This is a genomic window from Bacillus cereus group sp. MS39 (genome assembly GCF_040448665.1).
GTDB lineage: Bacteria > Bacillota > Bacilli > Bacillales > Bacillaceae_G > Bacillus_A > Bacillus_A wiedmannii.
In genome coordinates this window covers 5,362,501-5,377,500 of record NZ_CP123058.1, presented here as the reverse complement: position 1 = coordinate 5,377,500, position 15,000 = coordinate 5,362,501, and the positions used below count along the sequence as shown (strand labels likewise).

The window sequence follows — 15,000 nt, the reverse complement described above, 5'->3', positions numbered from 1 at the left end:
AGTAGGCAAATCCGCTTATCGTGAAGGCTGAGCTGTGATGGGGAAGCTCCTTATGGAGCGAAGTCTTTGATTCCCCGCTGCCAAGAAAAGCTTCTAGCGAGATAAAAGGTGCCTGTACCGCAAACCGACACAGGTAGGCGAGGAGAGAATCCTAAGGTGTGCGAGAGAACTCTGGTTAAGGAACTCGGCAAAATGACCCCGTAACTTCGGGAGAAGGGGTGCTTTCTTAACGGAAAGCCGCAGTGAATAGGCCCAAGCGACTGTTTAGCAAAAACACAGGTCTCTGCGAAGCCGTAAGGCGAAGTATAGGGGCTGACACCTGCCCGGTGCTGGAAGGTTAAGGAGAGGGGTTAGCGTAAGCGAAGCTCTGAACTGAAGCCCCAGTAAACGGCGGCCGTAACTATAACGGTCCTAAGGTAGCGAAATTCCTTGTCGGGTAAGTTCCGACCCGCACGAAAGGTGTAACGATTTGGGCACTGTCTCAACCAGAGACTCGGTGAAATTATAGTACCTGTGAAGATGCAGGTTACCCGCGACAGGACGGAAAGACCCCGTGGAGCTTTACTGTAGCCTGATATTGAATTTTGGTACATTTTGTACAGGATAGGCGGGAGCCATTGAAACCGGAGCGCTAGCTTCGGTGGAGGCGCTGGTGGGATACCGCCCTGAATGTATTGAAATTCTAACCTACGGGTCTTATCGACCCGGGAGACAGTGTCAGGTGGGCAGTTTGACTGGGGCGGTCGCCTCCTAAAGTGTAACGGAGGCGCCCAAAGGTTCCCTCAGAATGGTTGGAAATCATTCGTAGAGTGCAAAGGCATAAGGGAGCTTGACTGCGAGACCTACAAGTCGAGCAGGGACGAAAGTCGGGCTTAGTGATCCGGTGGTTCCGCATGGAAGGGCCATCGCTCAACGGATAAAAGCTACCCCGGGGATAACAGGCTTATCTCCCCCAAGAGTCCACATCGACGGGGAGGTTTGGCACCTCGATGTCGGCTCATCGCATCCTGGGGCTGTAGTCGGTCCCAAGGGTTGGGCTGTTCGCCCATTAAAGCGGTACGCGAGCTGGGTTCAGAACGTCGTGAGACAGTTCGGTCCCTATCCGTCGTGGGCGTAGGAAATTTGAGAGGAGCTGTCCTTAGTACGAGAGGACCGGGATGGACGCACCGCTGGTGTACCAGTTGTTCTGCCAAGGGCATAGCTGGGTAGCTATGTGCGGAAGGGATAAGTGCTGAAAGCATCTAAGCATGAAGCCCCCCTCAAGATGAGATTTCCCATAGCGTAAGCTAGTAAGATCCCTGAAAGATGATCAGGTTGATAGGTTCGAGGTGGAAGCATGGTGACATGTGGAGCTGACGAATACTAATAGATCGAGGACTTAACCATATAATATGAAGCAATGTTATCTAGTTTTGAAGGAATATGCCTTCATAGTTTGGTGATGATGGCAGAGAGGTCACACCCGTTCCCATACCGAACACGGAAGTTAAGCTCTCTAGCGCCGATGGTAGTTGGGACCTTGTCCCTGTGAGAGTAGGACGTCGCCAAGCAACTAAAAACACAAGTCTTTTGACTTGTGTTTTTTTATTTCCCATGAAATAGGCTCGGTTCTGTTAGTAAAAAAGACGAAATATAGTAAGGGATTTTTTGAGCAGAAATAGTAAGAAATTGATAAATAAATGGATAATCTTCAGAGCCATAGCTCCCAAGTAAATCATACCACCAATCTGTTTCGTATCTAGAAATCATACTTAAATTGTAGAGCAATAAATAATGAACAAGAAGTTCAGGTAATACTGGTTTAGGGTTTCTCGGGTCAATTGGAATTGGTAAGTAATAAGTATCAGCAAGATATTCGTAGTATAAAGGTGTACTATATATAGGGTTCCACGACTGGATAGGAGCTGTAAAAAGCAGATTCGATCCGCTCGTTTTCCCGGAGACATGTTGTATGGATAAATGCTTACAAGTTGATTCAATGTAACGTGAAAATCTTTCTGTAGTCATATGAAGTCGATCTAGTATGTTGGCCGAAAAGAAAAGTTCATTTGTATTTGTTGAATCGATTTTATATAAAGTGGCCCCTCTTTGACTATAGCGAAATAAATTTTGTAATTCAGGAATATTTCCCATTAGATCTAGCATGTTAAACTTCTCTGCTTCTAAGTGTTTCATGTGAAACAGCTGTTCTGCAATATGAGTAAATAATCCATTTTTTTGTACCTTCACCTCATCTTCTAAAAATTGATACCCCTGTTTTTTTCGTTTACGAGTCGTAACACCATGAGCTAAAACAGTAGTGGATTCTGGATAGTTAGGATCAATAGTTAGTAAGCAGGCTTTAAAAAGTTGGCTCATTCCATAAAACAATAACATTGGCTGAATCGAAAAGGGGGCCACCTTATATAATTCATAATAGTTTTTCCCGTGTTCTAAGTAATAAATAAAGGGATAACAATTTTCGAAACTTTTTTTTTCAGCATCTTGTATGGAGGATTTTTCATAGCAACGGGCAAGATAACGTTGAACATTTTGAGATGAAAAGAAGAAACTTAATTGCTGCCAAGTACAATGTGTTTGATGCATATATTACGCTCCTTTTATTGTCTAAAAATTCTAACATATATATACGTCCTTGACAGTATTTTAACCAATTGATAAGCTACTAATAATAATTTCTGGTATCATGGGGGGAACAATTATGTGGGAATCTAAATTTGTTAAAGAAGGTTTGACTTTTGATGACGTATTACTTGTACCAGCAAAGTCAGATGTACTACCAAGAGAAGTAAGTGTTAAAACAGTTTTATCTGAAAGCTTACAGTTAAATATCCCGTTAATTAGTGCAGGAATGGATACAGTAACAGAAGCTGATATGGCTATTGCAATGGCTCGTCAAGGCGGTTTAGGAATTATTCATAAAAACATGTCTATTGAACAACAAGCGGAGCAAGTTGATAAAGTAAAACGTTCTGAAAGTGGCGTTATTTCAGATCCTTTCTTTTTAACTCCAGAACATCAAGTGTATGATGCAGAGCATCTTATGGGAAAATACCGTATCTCAGGTGTACCGGTTGTAAATAATTTAGACGAGCGAAAATTAGTTGGTATTATTACAAACCGTGATATGCGTTTTATCCAAGACTACTCAATCAAAATTTCCGACGTAATGACAAAAGAAAAGCTAATTACAGCTCCAGTTGGTACAACGCTGGAAGAAGCTGAAAAGATCCTACAAAAGTACAAAATTGAAAAACTCCCTCTCGTTGATAACAACGGTGTATTACAAGGGCTTATTACAATAAAAGATATTGAAAAAGTAATTGAATTCCCAAATTCTGCGAAGGATAAGCAAGGACGCTTATTAGTTGGAGCAGCGGTTGGTGTAACGGCTGATGCAATGCTTCGTATCGACGCATTAGTAAAAGCTAGCGTAGATGCAATCGTACTTGATACAGCTCATGGACATTCTCAAGGTGTTATTGATAAAGTGAAAGAAGTTCGTGCGAAATATCCATCACTAAATATTATCGCTGGAAATGTTGCTACTGCTGAAGCAACGAAAGCATTAATTGAAGCAGGTGCAAACGTAGTTAAAGTTGGTATTGGACCAGGCTCTATTTGTACGACACGCGTTGTAGCTGGCGTGGGTGTACCACAATTAACAGCAGTTTATGATTGTGCAACAGAAGCTCGTAAACACGGTATTCCAGTTATTGCTGATGGTGGTGTTAAGTACTCTGGTGACATGGTAAAAGCTTTAGCAGCAGGAGCACACGTTGTTATGCTAGGTAGTATGTTTGCTGGTGTTGCTGAAAGCCCTGGAGAAACTGAAATTTACCAAGGTCGTCAATTCAAAGTATATCGTGGTATGGGTTCTGTCGGAGCGATGGAAAAAGGAAGTAAAGACCGTTACTTCCAAGAAGGAAATAAAAAACTTGTTCCAGAAGGTATTGAAGGTAGAGTACCATATAAAGGACCTTTAGCAGATACAGTTCATCAATTAGTTGGTGGATTACGTGCCGGTATGGGATATTGCGGAGCGCAGAATTTAGAATTCTTACGTGAGAATGCACAATTCATTCGTATGTCAGGTGCTGGTTTACGTGAAAGCCACCCTCATCACGTACAAATTACAAAAGAGGCTCCAAACTACTCATTGTAATGTCTTATATACAAATAGACGGAGATTTGATATCTCTGTCTATTTTTTTTTGATTATGTTAGAATAACGGTTATGTGAGTACATAGATATTGGGGGTAGCAAAAGTGAAAGGTATGTTTTGCAAAAGATTCATTGCTTTAGTAACAATGCTTACACTAGCTTGTAGTATGTTGTTACCATATAGCAATGCATCAGCAGAAACAGGAGCTGCTTTAAGCATTGAAGCAGGTGCAGCAATTTTAGTTGAAGCGAATTCTGGGAAAATTTTATATCAAAAGAATGCAGATGAATTATTATCAATTGCTAGTATGACAAAGATGATGAGTGAATATTTAGTTCATGAAGCAGTGGATAAAGGAAAACTTAAGTGGGATCAAAAAATTAAGGTTTCTGAATATGCGTATAAAGTTTCGCAAGATCGTTCATTATCGAATGTGCCGCTACGAAACGGTGATTCTTATACAGTAAAAGAGTTATATGAGGCAATGGCAATTTATTCTGCTAATGGTGCAACGATAGCTTTAGCTGAAGCAGTTGCTGGAAAAGAAGTAGACTTTGTAAAAATGATGAACGATAAGTCGAAAGAGCTTGGATTAAAAACTTACAAGTTTGTAAATTCTACTGGCTTAACAAACAAAGATTTAAAAGGACAGCATCCTGAAGGAACAACTCCGGATGAAGAAAATAAAATGGCTGCGAGAGATGTAGCAATTTTAGCACAACGCCTTATTCAAGATTTCCCTAAAACATTAGATACAGCTAAAATTTCAAAAAAGACGTTCCGTGAAGGTACTACGGATCGAATTGACATGATTAACTGGAACTGGATGTTACCAGGTTTATCTAAGGTATATGCGGGTGTAGATGGCCTGAAAACAGGTTCAACTCCAGAAGCAGGGGATTGCTTCACTGGTACAATTGAAAAAGATGGTATGCGTTTTATTTCTGTAGTTATTAAAACGAAGTCTCGTGATGCACGCTTTGATGAGACAAAGAAACTATATGATTATGGATTTGCTAATTTTGAAATGAAGAAACTGTATAAAAAAGATTCTTCAGTAAAAGGACAAGAAACAGTACGAGTAGAAAATGCTAAAGATAAAGATGTAGCAGTTCAAACAAAACAAGCTGTTTCACTTCCAGTGCCAAAAGGAAGTAAAGATGTTTATAAAACAGAATTAAAAGAAGCAAATAAGGGACAAGAAGCACCTATTAAAAAGGGAGCTGCACTTGGCCAAATGGTAATCACACCAAAAGATGCGAATGATCCTGGGTTTTTATCTGGTAAGTCATTACAAATAGATCTTGTAACAACGTCTGCAGTAGAGGAAGCGAATTGGTTTACTCGCTCTATGCGCGGAATTGGCTCTTTCTTTAGTGGTATATGGAATAGTGCTGTTGATACAGTAAAAGGTTGGTTTTAAAAGCTCCTCATTGTAGGGGCTTTTTCTTATTCCTATTTTTCATACCGACTTTATGAAAAAGTAGTAGACAAGCATCTGATAGTTAGTGGTAGAATGTAAGAGTATTCTTAATTTTCGCCTTTAACGGGGAAAAGCAATTCACCTAGGGGGGTTTTTGTAACATGACAAATGTAACAGGGACAGAACGTGTAAAACGTGGAATGGCAGAAATGCAAAAAGGCGGCGTTATTATGGACGTAATTAACGCTGAACAAGCAAAAATTGCAGAAGAGGCAGGCGCAGTTGCTGTTATGGCACTAGAGCGTGTACCAGCAGATATTCGTGCAGCAGGTGGCGTTTCTCGTATGGCAGACCCAACAATTGTTGAAGAAGTTATGGGCGCTGTTTCAATTCCGGTTATGGCAAAATGCCGTATCGGTCATCTTGTAGAAGCACGTGTATTAGAATCATTAGGGGTAGACTATATCGATGAGAGTGAAGTATTAACTCCTGCTGATGAAGTATACCATTTAAATAAACGTGATTACACAGTTCCGTTTGTATGTGGTTGCCGTGATATCGGAGAAGCTGCGCGTCGTATTGCAGAAGGTGCATCTATGCTTCGTACAAAAGGTGAACCAGGAACAGGAAACATTGTAGAGGCAGTGCGTCATATGCGCCAAGTCAATGCAGAAATCCGTCAAGTTGCAAGTCTACGTGAAGATGAGTTAATGACATATGCAAAAAACACTGGTGCTCCTTATGAAGTACTACTTGAAATTAAACGCCTTGGTCGTTTGCCAGTTGTAAACTTCGCAGCAGGTGGTGTAGCAACACCAGCAGATGCAGCGTTAATGATGCAACTTGGTGCGGATGGTGTATTCGTAGGATCTGGTATCTTCAAATCAGAAAATCCAGAGAAATTTGCACGCGCAATCGTTGAAGCGACGACTCATTATGAGGATTACGAACTAATTGCAAGCCTTTCTAAAGGATTAGGTAATGCAATGAAAGGTATCGAAATTTCAACGTTATTACCAGAACAACGCATGCAAGAGCGTGGATGGTAATTGAAGGAGAACTTTAAAATGGTGAAAATCGGTGTACTAGGTCTTCAAGGTGCAGTTCGTGAGCATATAAAATCAGTTGAAGCAAGTGGTGCAGAAGCTGTTGTTGTAAAGCGTATAGAGCAACTTGAAGAGATTGATGGTCTTATTTTACCAGGCGGTGAAAGTACAACAATGCGCCGTCTTATTGATAAGTATGCTTTCATGGAACCACTTCGTACATTCGCGAAGTCTGGCAAACCAATGTTTGGTACATGTGCAGGTATGATTCTTCTTGCAAAAACACTTATTGGCTATGAAGAAGCACATATTGGTGCTATGGATATTACAGTAGAACGCAATGCGTTCGGACGCCAAAAAGATAGCTTTGAAGTCGCACTTTCAATTAAAGGTGTAGGAGAAGAATTTATTGGTGTATTTATCCGTGCTCCGTATGTTGTAAATGTAGCTGATGATGTTGAAGTACTTTCTACACATGGTGACCGAATGGTAGCAGTAAAACAAAATCAGTTTTTAGCTGCTTCATTCCATCCGGAATTAACGGATGATCATCGTGTCACAGCATACTTTGTAGAAATGGTAAAAGAAGCGAAAATGAAAAAAGTTGTATAAGTAACTTGCAACTTGTATAAGATTATAGTAAATTGATGGTAACAATTTTATAAAATAAGCGTGTTGATAGGAAGTAGTAACAAATGCCGTTTCTTATAGAGAGTCGATGGTTGGTGGAAATCGATAGAAACAGTTTGTGAATCCATCCTGGAATGGAATGTGGAATATCTTTATGATTAGTAAACATTCCCGGTGAAGAGCCGTTATTTCTACTTGAGAGGAAGGCGGTAATGCTTTCAACTAGGGTGGCAACGCGGGTTAACTCCCGTCCCTTTATATAGGGACGGGAGTTTTTTGTGTTTTATAAAATAAAAGGAGGAGTATATAATGCTTGATATTAAATTTTTACGTACAAATTTTGAAGAAGTAAAAGCAAAGTTACAGCATAGAGGCGAAGATTTAACTGATTTTGGTCGCTTTGAAGAGCTGGATACGAGAAGAAGAGAATTACTTGTTCAAACAGAGGAACTAAAAAGTAAACGTAACGAAGTATCTCAACAAATTTCTGTATTGAAGCGCGAAAAGAAAGATGCAGAAGCTCTAATTCTAGAAATGCGTGAAGTTGGAGAAAAAGTAAAAGATCTTGATAATGAACTTCGTAAAGTTGAAGAAGATTTAGAAAGATTAATGTTATCTATTCCAAATATTCCTCATGAATCTGCTCCAGTTGGTGAAACAGAAGATGATAATGTAGTAGCACGTACTTGGGGAGAAGTGAAAGAATTTGCTTATGAACCAAAACCACATTGGGATCTTGCTACAGATTTAGGAATTTTAGATTTTGAGCGTGCTGGGAAGGTAACAGGAAGCCGCTTCGTATTCTATAAAGGTGCTGGCGCGAGATTAGAGCGTGCTTTAATTAGCTTTATGCTTGATCTTCATACTGACGAGCATGGATACGAAGAAGTATTACCTCCGTATATGGTAAACCGTGCAAGTATGACAGGAACAGGACAACTTCCGAAATTTGAAGAAGATGCATTCCGTATTGAAAGTGAAGATTACTTCTTAATTCCAACAGCTGAAGTACCTGTAACGAACATGCACCGTGATGAAATCTTAAATAAAGAGCAACTGCCTATACGATATGCTGCATTTAGCTCTTGTTTCCGTTCTGAAGCAGGTTCAGCTGGCCGTGATACACGTGGCTTAATTCGTCAGCATCAGTTCAATAAAGTAGAGCTTGTAAAGTTCGTAAAACCAGAAGATTCTTATGAAGAGTTAGAAAAACTAACAAATGATGCAGAACGCGTGTTACAATTATTAGAGTTGCCATATCGCGTTATGAGCATGTGCACAGGCGATTTAGGATTTACAGCAGCGAAGAAATACGATATCGAAGTATGGATTCCAAGCTATGGCACATATCGTGAGATTTCTTCTTGTAGTAATTTTGAGGCTTTCCAAGCGAGACGTGCAAATATCCGTTTCCGTCGTGAGCCAAACGGAAAACCAGAACATGTTCATACATTAAATGGATCTGGTCTTGCAATTGGACGTACGGTGGCAGCTATTTTAGAGAACTACCAACAAGAAGATGGTACAATTATAATTCCAGAAGTTCTTCGCCCTTATATGGGAGGAAAAACAGTTATTAAGTAAATTTATAAACATTCATCGGTATGAGTGATTGGTAATTATGAGCGTTGTCAGTACTATAATGTAGGAGAGGAAAAGTAAAATTTTCCTTTCCTCATAATTTATTTTAGTAGGGTTGACTAACTGTTTTTCTTTTGATATTATATTTGATGTCAATATGGAGGTATACCCAAGTCTGGCTGAAGGGATCGGTCTTGAAAACCGACAGGCGGCGAGAGTCGCGCGGGGGTTCGAATCCCTCTACCTCCTCCAGATATAATTGACAACAGCGCATATAAGTGGAGATTGGAGAACTCGTTACCAACACGTAACGAGTTTTTATTTTAAAACCAATCATAAAGTATGGTGTAAGGCAATTTTGTCCTTATTACACACTCATATTCCGATGATTATCTTCATAGATATGAAAGGAGTCAACATGGATCTTATTATACAAACGTTTCCTTTAGATGGAAAAACTTTATATTATGTACAATGTCCTGTCTGTAAGAACAATAGAATTTTAAACAGTGGTGCAAATGTGTCACGCATTATAAGCGATGATACATTCCGTAAACTTTGTGGTTGCACTTGTGATGTAAAGCAAACTGCGACAAAAGTAGAGGCGCCAAAAAAAGTTGAAAAAGCAGCTGTAAAGAAAGAAGCAGCTCCAAAACGTACAGGTAAAGTATTAACAGCAGTGATTAACGGGAAAGAAATGACTGTTAAAGAGATTGCTGAAACATACGATATTAGTACAAGTACTGTTCGTCAGCGTATTAACGCTGGAAAACCTGAGAGTGAAATTATTGCTCCGACAAAAAAGAAGTAATTTAATAGAAAAACCCGTGCGTATGCACGGGTTTTTTATTTTACAAGTTTACGTGTTTGTTTTAAAAAATGGCCAATTTTTTTAATGATTGGTTCAATTGAATCACCATCTTTTAAAATATCGTATTCATTAATGTTTAATCGTAAAACAGGGCATGCATTAAAGTTATTAATCCAGTTTTCGTAACGGCCATGCATCTCTTTCCAATACTCAATTGGTGTTTGTTGTTCCATCGGACGTCCGCGTTCTTGGATACGATCAACAATATCATCGAAAGAACCTTCTAAGTAAATTAATAAATCAGGATGAGGGAAGTAAGGAGTCATGACCATAGCGTCAAATAAACCTTTGTATGTTTCATAATCAGTTTCCGTCATTGTACCTTTTTCATGATGCATCTTTGCAAAAATTCCAGTGTCTTCATAGATAGAGCGATCTTGAACAAAACCGCCACCGTATTCAAAAATTCTTTTTTGTTCTTTAAATCGTTCTGCTAAAAAGTACACTTGCAAGTGGAAGCTCCAGCGTGTGAAATCAGCATAGAACTTGTCCAAATACGGGTTTGAATCTACCTTTTCAAATGATGTGCGATAACCTAAAGCGTTAGCTAATGCAGTTGTCATAGTTGATTTTCCGACACCTACTGTTCCAGCAATAGTGATTACTGCGTCATTTGGTATATCATATTTTTGCCTTAAATTCATTGTTATTCCGACTCCTTTAAGAGAGTATTTTGAAGGGCGGATAGGATGACGTTTAAATCATCAGGATTTTTTACAAAATCCATATCGTCTCCGTTAAATTTTAATACTGGGATATCTGGATGATCCTTTTTAAAAGTATCCATTGCTGTTTCGTAATCTTTTGTGAGCTGTAGTAAGTAATTTGGATCCATGTTTTTTTCGAATTCTCTTCCGCGCATCGCAATTCGTGTTTGTAATGTTTCCAAGCTAGCTGTTAAATAAACGATAACGTTTGGTACAGGCATATCTTGTGTAAGGATACGATAGATTTTCATGTACTTGTCATATTGAGAATTCTTTAATGTACGGGATGCGAAAATTAAATTTTTAAATATATGATAATCCGCTACTACTGGTTTCCTTTGATTCAAATACTTTATGTTAATATCTTCTAATTGTTTGTATCTATTACAAAGAAAGAACATCTCTGTTTGAAAACTCCATTCGTCGATGTCTTCATAGAATTTTCCTAAAAAAGGATTCTCATCAACAATTTCTTTTAGTAAGTGGAGTTGCATGTGAGTTGAAATTGCCTTCGCAAGTGAGGTTTTTCCAACACCAATTGGTCCTTCAACCGTGATAAATGGTACTCCGGTCACGCTGTTTCCTCCTTTCAATCAGTGATTTACCGTGACTACTAAAAACACAAAACAGAATTATTGTAGCACAGGAGGGAAGCGAGCGGGTTAATTTGATATAAAAAGTTAGAAAATAAATATATGTATTAATTAATTTTTATTTGAGATGACGGTACTATATTTGCTTTTAATGTGGCTTCCATTATTTTTAAAGCATGCAGATTATCCTGATCATGATTAGAGGCAATACAGTCCTGTGGTACATACAGTGTATAATTTCTCATATGAGCATCGTTAGCTGTAAAGAGGATACATATATTCCCGGCGACTCCTGTCAATATTAGATTTTCTATTTTTAAATAGCCTAATAAAGAATTTAAAGGTGTTTCATAAAAGGCAGAGTAATGTGGTTTAATAAAAATGTAATCATCAGTATTTGGAGCAATCTTATGAATGATATTTTCACTATACTCATTTGTACAATGAGTAATTAGTTGGTCAATATCAGATCTCCAAAGTTGATAATGGTCATTAACATAAATTATGGGGTAGCCAAAGGATTTCATTGTTTTCTTTAATTGTAAAATAGGGTTTGTTATAATTTCGCATTTTTTGGCTAGGGTGGGCCCGTGAGAAAATTGAAAATCATTAATCATATCGATAATGAGTAAGGCAGTATTCTTCATATGTAATCCCCTCTCTTTTTTATTAGGGTGGATTGAATTTGTAAAAGTTATCCCATGTGCAGTAAATGGAAATAAGTGTATTTTATTTGAGGGAAAGGACTATGGTATGGAACACGATCAAGATATTTATTTTATGCAGTTAGCAATAGAAGAGGCTAAAAAAGCAGAGGCAATACAAGAAGTACCGATTGGTGCAGTTATAGTATTAGATGGTGAAGTAATTAGTGTTGCTCATAATTTAAGAGAAACTGAACAAAGATCAATAGCTCACGCTGAGCTATTAGCTATTGATGAGGCGTGCAAAAAAATAGGGACATGGCGTTTAGAAGATGCGACGTTATATGTAACATTAGAGCCTTGTCCGATGTGTGCGGGTGGAATTGTTTTATCACGAGTGAAGCGAGTTGTATATGGTGCAAGTGATCCGAAAGGTGGATGTGCAGGGACTTTGATGAATCTTTTAACGGATGAACGCTTTAATCATCAATGCGAGGTAGTTGCTGGTGTATTAGAAGAAGAATGCGGTACTTTGTTAACAAACTTTTTTAGAGAGCTTCGTAAAAAAAGAAAAGCGATAAAAAAATTAGAGAAAAGTAACGAGAATTAACGTATTTGCATTTTGTAAAAAAACAAGTTATACTGATAATGCCTTTTAATGAAGGCAACCGAATATTGGTTTTAACTTTGCCGTGCTAAGCGGGGAGGTAGCGGTGCCCTATACTCGCAATCCGCTCTAGCGAGGCCGAATCCCTTCTCGAGGTTATGCTGCTGTAAGGTCTGCCTTAAGTAAGTGGTGTTGACGTTTGGGTCCTGCGCAACGGGACCCCGTGAACCTTGTCAGGTCCGGAAGGAAGCAGCAATAAGCGGGTCTTCTCGTGTGCCGCAGGAGTGCCTGAACCGAGCTAACTGCTTGAGTAACGCTTATGGTACGTAATCGACAGAAGGTGCACGGCAGTTATATATGTATACAAAACTCACCTTAATACTAAGGTGGGTTTTTTGTATAGAAAATAACTTTTGGAATCTATAAACAGAATGGGTTATAATAAATAAGATAATAACCTTTGAGGGAGGCCGTATTTTCGTGTCATACCAAGCGTTATACCGAACATGGAGACCGCAAAAATTTGAAGATGTAGTTGGTCAAAAGCACGTGACAAAAACGTTGCAAAATGCCCTTCTTCAAGAGAAAGTTTCACATGCTTATTTATTTTCTGGACCGAGGGGAACAGGAAAAACGACAATTGCAAAAGTATTTGCAAAAGCAATCAACTGTGAACATGCTCCGGTAGCTGAACCTTGTAATGAATGTCCTTCTTGTTTGGGGATTACACAAGGATCTATTTCAGATGTATTAGAAATTGATGCGGCTTCAAATAACGGTGTAGATGAAATTCGAGATATTAGAGATAAAGTAAAATATGCTCCAAGTGCTGTAGAATATAAAGTATACATTATTGATGAAGTCCACATGCTTTCTATGGGTGCCTTCAATGCGCTTTTAAAAACGTTAGAAGAGCCGCCGGGACACGTCATCTTTATTTTGGCGACAACAGAACCACATAAGATTCCGCCTACAATCATTTCACGTTGCCAGCGTTTTGAATTTCGAAAAATATCAGTAAATGATATTGTTGAGAGATTATCGACGGTTGTGACGAATGAAGGTACGCAAGTAGAAGATGAGGCGTTACAAATTGTTGCGCGTGCCGCTGAAGGTGGTATGCGTGATGCGCTTAGTCTTATTGATCAGGCAATATCTTATAGTGATGAGACAGTTACGACAGAAGATGTATTAGCTGTGACAGGTTCTGTTTCCCAGCAATACTTAGGTAACTTAGTAGAATGTATACGTGAAAATGATGTATCAAGAGCATTACGTATCATAGATGAGATGATGGGTAAAGGGAAAGATCCAGTTCGTTTTATGGAGGATTTCATTTACTATTATCGCGATATGCTTTTATATCAAACCTCACCACAACTGGAACATATGTTGGAACGAGTAATGGTAGATGAGCAATTCCGGATGTTAAGTGAAGAAATGCAACCGGAAGTAATCTATGAAATCATTCATACTCTTAGTAAGGGACAACAGGAAATGAAGTGGACAAATCATCCGCGAATTTTCTTAGAAGTTGTTATGGTACAACTGTGTCAACAGTTTATGATGCAAGCGAACGGTGCAGATCGTTTACAAGCAATTATGAACAGGATGCAGCAATTGGAGAAAGAGTTAGAACAAGTCAAAAAGAATGGTGTGCCGGCTGGTGTGCAGCAAGAAGTCAGAGAGACACGTGCAACACCAAAGCCAGTGCGTACAGGGAGTATGAAAATTCCTGTTGGACGCGTAAATGAAGTGTTAAAGCAAGCAAAGCGTCAGGATTTAGAACAATTAAAAGCTGTGTGGGGTGAGTTGTTAGGAAGGCTCAAATCATACAACAAAGTAGCGTTTGCTGTTTTATTAGAAAATAGCGAACCGGTAGCGGCTTCGGATGATACTTACGTTTTAGCATTTCAATATGAGATTCACTGTAAAATGGCAAGCGAAAACCGAGAAGCTATGGATACAGTGGAACAGGCCTTATTTGAACTGTTAAGTAAAAGATTAAATATGATTGCCATTCCAAAAAGTGAATGGGGTAAAATCCGTGAAGATTTTTTACAGCGTGAAGGCGAGAATTCTGAAGAAAGCCCAGAGAAAAAAGAAGATCCTCTTATAGAAGAGGCAGTAAAATTAGTAGGGCAAGAACTTATTGAAATAAAAGAGTAATAATAATTAGGAGGAATTAATTATGATGCGTGGCGGAATGGGAAATATGAATAATATGATGAAACAAATGCAAAAGATGCAAAAAGATATGGCAAAAGCGCAAGAAGAACTTGGCGAAAAAACAGTTGAAGGTACAGCTGGCGGCGGTATGGTCACAGTTATTGCAAATGGCCATAAGCAAATTCTTGAAGTGAAAGTTAAAGAAGAAGTTGTAGATCCAGAAGATATCGAAATGTTACAAGACTTAGTGTTAGCTGCAACGAATGATGCACTTAAAAAAGCTGATGAACTTTCAAACTCTACAATGGGTAAATTTACAAAAGGCTTAAACTTACCAGGTGGAATGTTCTAGGAGGATACTGATATATGCATTATCCAGAACCGATATCGAAATTAATTGATAGTTTTATGAAGTTGCCAGGAATCGGACCGAAAACAGCGGTTCGCTTGGCATTTTTCGTATTAGATATGAAAGAAGATGATGTGTTAGGTTTTGCAAAAGCACTTGTGAATGCGAAGCGAGATTTAGCGTATTGTTCTGTATGCGGACATATTACTGACCG

General features: G+C 38.8%; 14 protein-coding genes, 1 tRNA gene, 2 rRNA genes, 1 other RNA gene and 1 other annotated feature (2 of these 19 cut by a window edge). Of the genes, 14 read left to right on the top strand and 4 right to left on the bottom strand.

The window, feature by feature from the left end; all coding sequences use genetic code 11:
* A 23S ribosomal RNA gene (locus QEP67_RS27870) occupies window positions 1-1,386 on the top strand; it begins 1,536 nt to the left of the window's first position.
* A 48-nt stretch (window positions 1,387-1,434) separates the two neighbouring features.
* Window positions 1,435-1,550: ribosomal RNA gene (rrf, locus tag QEP67_RS27865) — 5S ribosomal RNA — on the top strand.
* A 34-nt stretch (window positions 1,551-1,584) separates the two neighbouring features.
* Here the strand turns inward: rrf and QEP67_RS27860 are convergent.
* Window positions 1,585-2,586, bottom strand: a complete 1,002-nt coding sequence (locus QEP67_RS27860; RefSeq protein WP_000554268.1) for a YaaC family protein — start codon at window positions 2,584-2,586, stop codon at window positions 1,585-1,587.
* Window positions 2,587-2,701: 115 nt separating this feature from the next.
* Between QEP67_RS27860 and guaB the strand changes: the two genes are divergently transcribed.
* The 7 genes from guaB (at window position 2,702) to QEP67_RS27825 (ending at window position 9,657) form a co-directional block, all read left to right on the top strand.
* Window positions 2,702-4,165 (top strand): IMP dehydrogenase, encoded by a 1,464-nt coding sequence (gene guaB / locus QEP67_RS27855; RefSeq protein WP_000264076.1) that lies wholly within the window; start codon window positions 2,702-2,704, stop codon window positions 4,163-4,165.
* 113 nt (window positions 4,166-4,278) lie between these two features.
* Entirely contained in the window at window positions 4,279-5,589 is a 1,311-nt protein-coding gene (locus tag QEP67_RS27850) for a D-alanyl-D-alanine carboxypeptidase family protein (RefSeq protein ID WP_131233790.1), read from the top strand.
* 161 nt (window positions 5,590-5,750) lie between these two features.
* Window positions 5,751-6,638, top strand: coding sequence for a pyridoxal 5'-phosphate synthase lyase subunit PdxS (pdxS, locus tag QEP67_RS27845; protein WP_000186157.1), 888 nt, complete (start codon window positions 5,751-5,753; stop codon window positions 6,636-6,638).
* Between the two features lie 18 nt (window positions 6,639-6,656).
* Window positions 6,657-7,247, top strand: a complete 591-nt coding sequence (pdxT, locus tag QEP67_RS27840; protein WP_000238773.1) for a pyridoxal 5'-phosphate synthase glutaminase subunit PdxT — start codon at window positions 6,657-6,659, stop codon at window positions 7,245-7,247.
* A gap of 54 nt (window positions 7,248-7,301) precedes the next feature.
* Window positions 7,302-7,523 (top strand) — a binding site (T-box leader).
* Window positions 7,524-7,574: 51 nt separating this feature from the next.
* On the top strand, window positions 7,575-8,849 hold the full coding sequence (gene serS, locus QEP67_RS27835; RefSeq protein ID WP_000884176.1) for a serine--tRNA ligase: 1,275 nt from the start codon (window positions 7,575-7,577) through the stop codon (window positions 8,847-8,849).
* A 156-nt stretch (window positions 8,850-9,005) separates the two neighbouring features.
* Window positions 9,006-9,098: transfer RNA gene (locus QEP67_RS27830), tRNA-Ser, on the top strand.
* A gap of 166 nt (window positions 9,099-9,264) precedes the next feature.
* A complete protein-coding gene (locus QEP67_RS27825) occupies window positions 9,265-9,657 on the top strand; it encodes a DUF3797 domain-containing protein (RefSeq protein WP_000364198.1) in 393 nt (130 codons plus the stop codon).
* Between the two features lie 35 nt (window positions 9,658-9,692).
* Here QEP67_RS27825 and QEP67_RS27820 read toward each other — a convergent pair whose 3' ends face one another.
* From QEP67_RS27820 to QEP67_RS27810, 3 genes are all read right to left on the bottom strand, one after another.
* Complete coding sequence (locus QEP67_RS27820) at window positions 9,693-10,361, bottom strand: deoxynucleoside kinase (RefSeq protein ID WP_001053583.1); 669 nt, start codon at window positions 10,359-10,361, stop codon at window positions 9,693-9,695.
* Between the two features lie 2 nt (window positions 10,362-10,363).
* Window positions 10,364-10,999: a deoxynucleoside kinase gene (locus tag QEP67_RS27815; protein WP_000148206.1), complete on the bottom strand. Its 636-nt coding sequence runs from the start codon at window positions 10,997-10,999 to the stop codon at window positions 10,364-10,366.
* Window positions 11,000-11,124: 125 nt separating this feature from the next.
* Complete coding sequence (locus QEP67_RS27810; RefSeq protein WP_000798743.1) at window positions 11,125-11,664, bottom strand: isochorismatase family cysteine hydrolase; 540 nt, start codon at window positions 11,662-11,664, stop codon at window positions 11,125-11,127.
* A gap of 106 nt (window positions 11,665-11,770) precedes the next feature.
* On the opposite strand from QEP67_RS27810, the gene tadA reads away from it, so the two are divergent.
* From tadA to recR, 5 genes are all read left to right on the top strand, one after another.
* Complete coding sequence (gene tadA, locus QEP67_RS27805) at window positions 11,771-12,271, top strand: tRNA adenosine(34) deaminase TadA (RefSeq protein WP_353706484.1); 501 nt, start codon at window positions 11,771-11,773, stop codon at window positions 12,269-12,271.
* Between the two features lie 80 nt (window positions 12,272-12,351).
* An RNA gene (gene ffs / locus QEP67_RS27800) (signal recognition particle sRNA large type) lies at window positions 12,352-12,616 on the top strand.
* A gap of 132 nt (window positions 12,617-12,748) precedes the next feature.
* On the top strand, window positions 12,749-14,437 hold the full coding sequence (gene dnaX, locus QEP67_RS27795; protein ID WP_000121581.1) for a DNA polymerase III subunit gamma/tau: 1,689 nt from the start codon (window positions 12,749-12,751) through the stop codon (window positions 14,435-14,437).
* Window positions 14,438-14,462: 25 nt separating this feature from the next.
* Entirely contained in the window at window positions 14,463-14,789 is a 327-nt protein-coding gene (locus QEP67_RS27790; RefSeq protein ID WP_170771173.1) for a YbaB/EbfC family nucleoid-associated protein, read from the top strand.
* Between the two features lie 14 nt (window positions 14,790-14,803).
* Window positions 14,804-15,000, top strand: the beginning of a protein-coding gene (gene recR / locus QEP67_RS27785; protein ID WP_000559168.1) for a recombination protein RecR. The gene runs 400 nt beyond the window's last position; only the first 197 of its 597 coding nucleotides appear in the window; it begins with the start codon at window positions 14,804-14,806; the stop codon falls past the right edge of the window.

Coding starts and splice junctions, on each gene's coding strand:
- serS (WP_000884176.1), top strand. CDS start 7,575: ATGCTTGATATTAAATTTTTACGTACAAATTTTGAAGAAGTAAAAGCA.
- QEP67_RS27790 (WP_170771173.1), top strand. CDS start 14,463: ATGCGTGGCGGAATGGGAAATATGAATAATATGATGAAACAAATGCAA.
- QEP67_RS27860 (WP_000554268.1), bottom strand. CDS start 2,586: ATGCATCAAACACATTGTACTTGGCAGCAATTAAGTTTCTTCTTTTCA.
- QEP67_RS27820 (WP_001053583.1), bottom strand. CDS start 10,361: ATGAATTTAAGGCAAAAATATGATATACCAAATGACGCAGTAATCACT.
- tadA (WP_353706484.1), top strand. CDS start 11,771: ATGGAACACGATCAAGATATTTATTTTATGCAGTTAGCAATAGAAGAG.
- QEP67_RS27825 (WP_000364198.1), top strand. CDS start 9,265: ATGGATCTTATTATACAAACGTTTCCTTTAGATGGAAAAACTTTATAT.
- guaB (WP_000264076.1), top strand. CDS start 2,702: ATGTGGGAATCTAAATTTGTTAAAGAAGGTTTGACTTTTGATGACGTA.
- pdxS (WP_000186157.1), top strand. CDS start 5,751: ATGACAAATGTAACAGGGACAGAACGTGTAAAACGTGGAATGGCAGAA.
- pdxT (WP_000238773.1), top strand. CDS start 6,657: ATGGTGAAAATCGGTGTACTAGGTCTTCAAGGTGCAGTTCGTGAGCAT.
- QEP67_RS27810 (WP_000798743.1), bottom strand. CDS start 11,664: ATGAAGAATACTGCCTTACTCATTATCGATATGATTAATGATTTTCAA.
- QEP67_RS27850 (WP_131233790.1), top strand. CDS start 4,279: ATGTTTTGCAAAAGATTCATTGCTTTAGTAACAATGCTTACACTAGCT.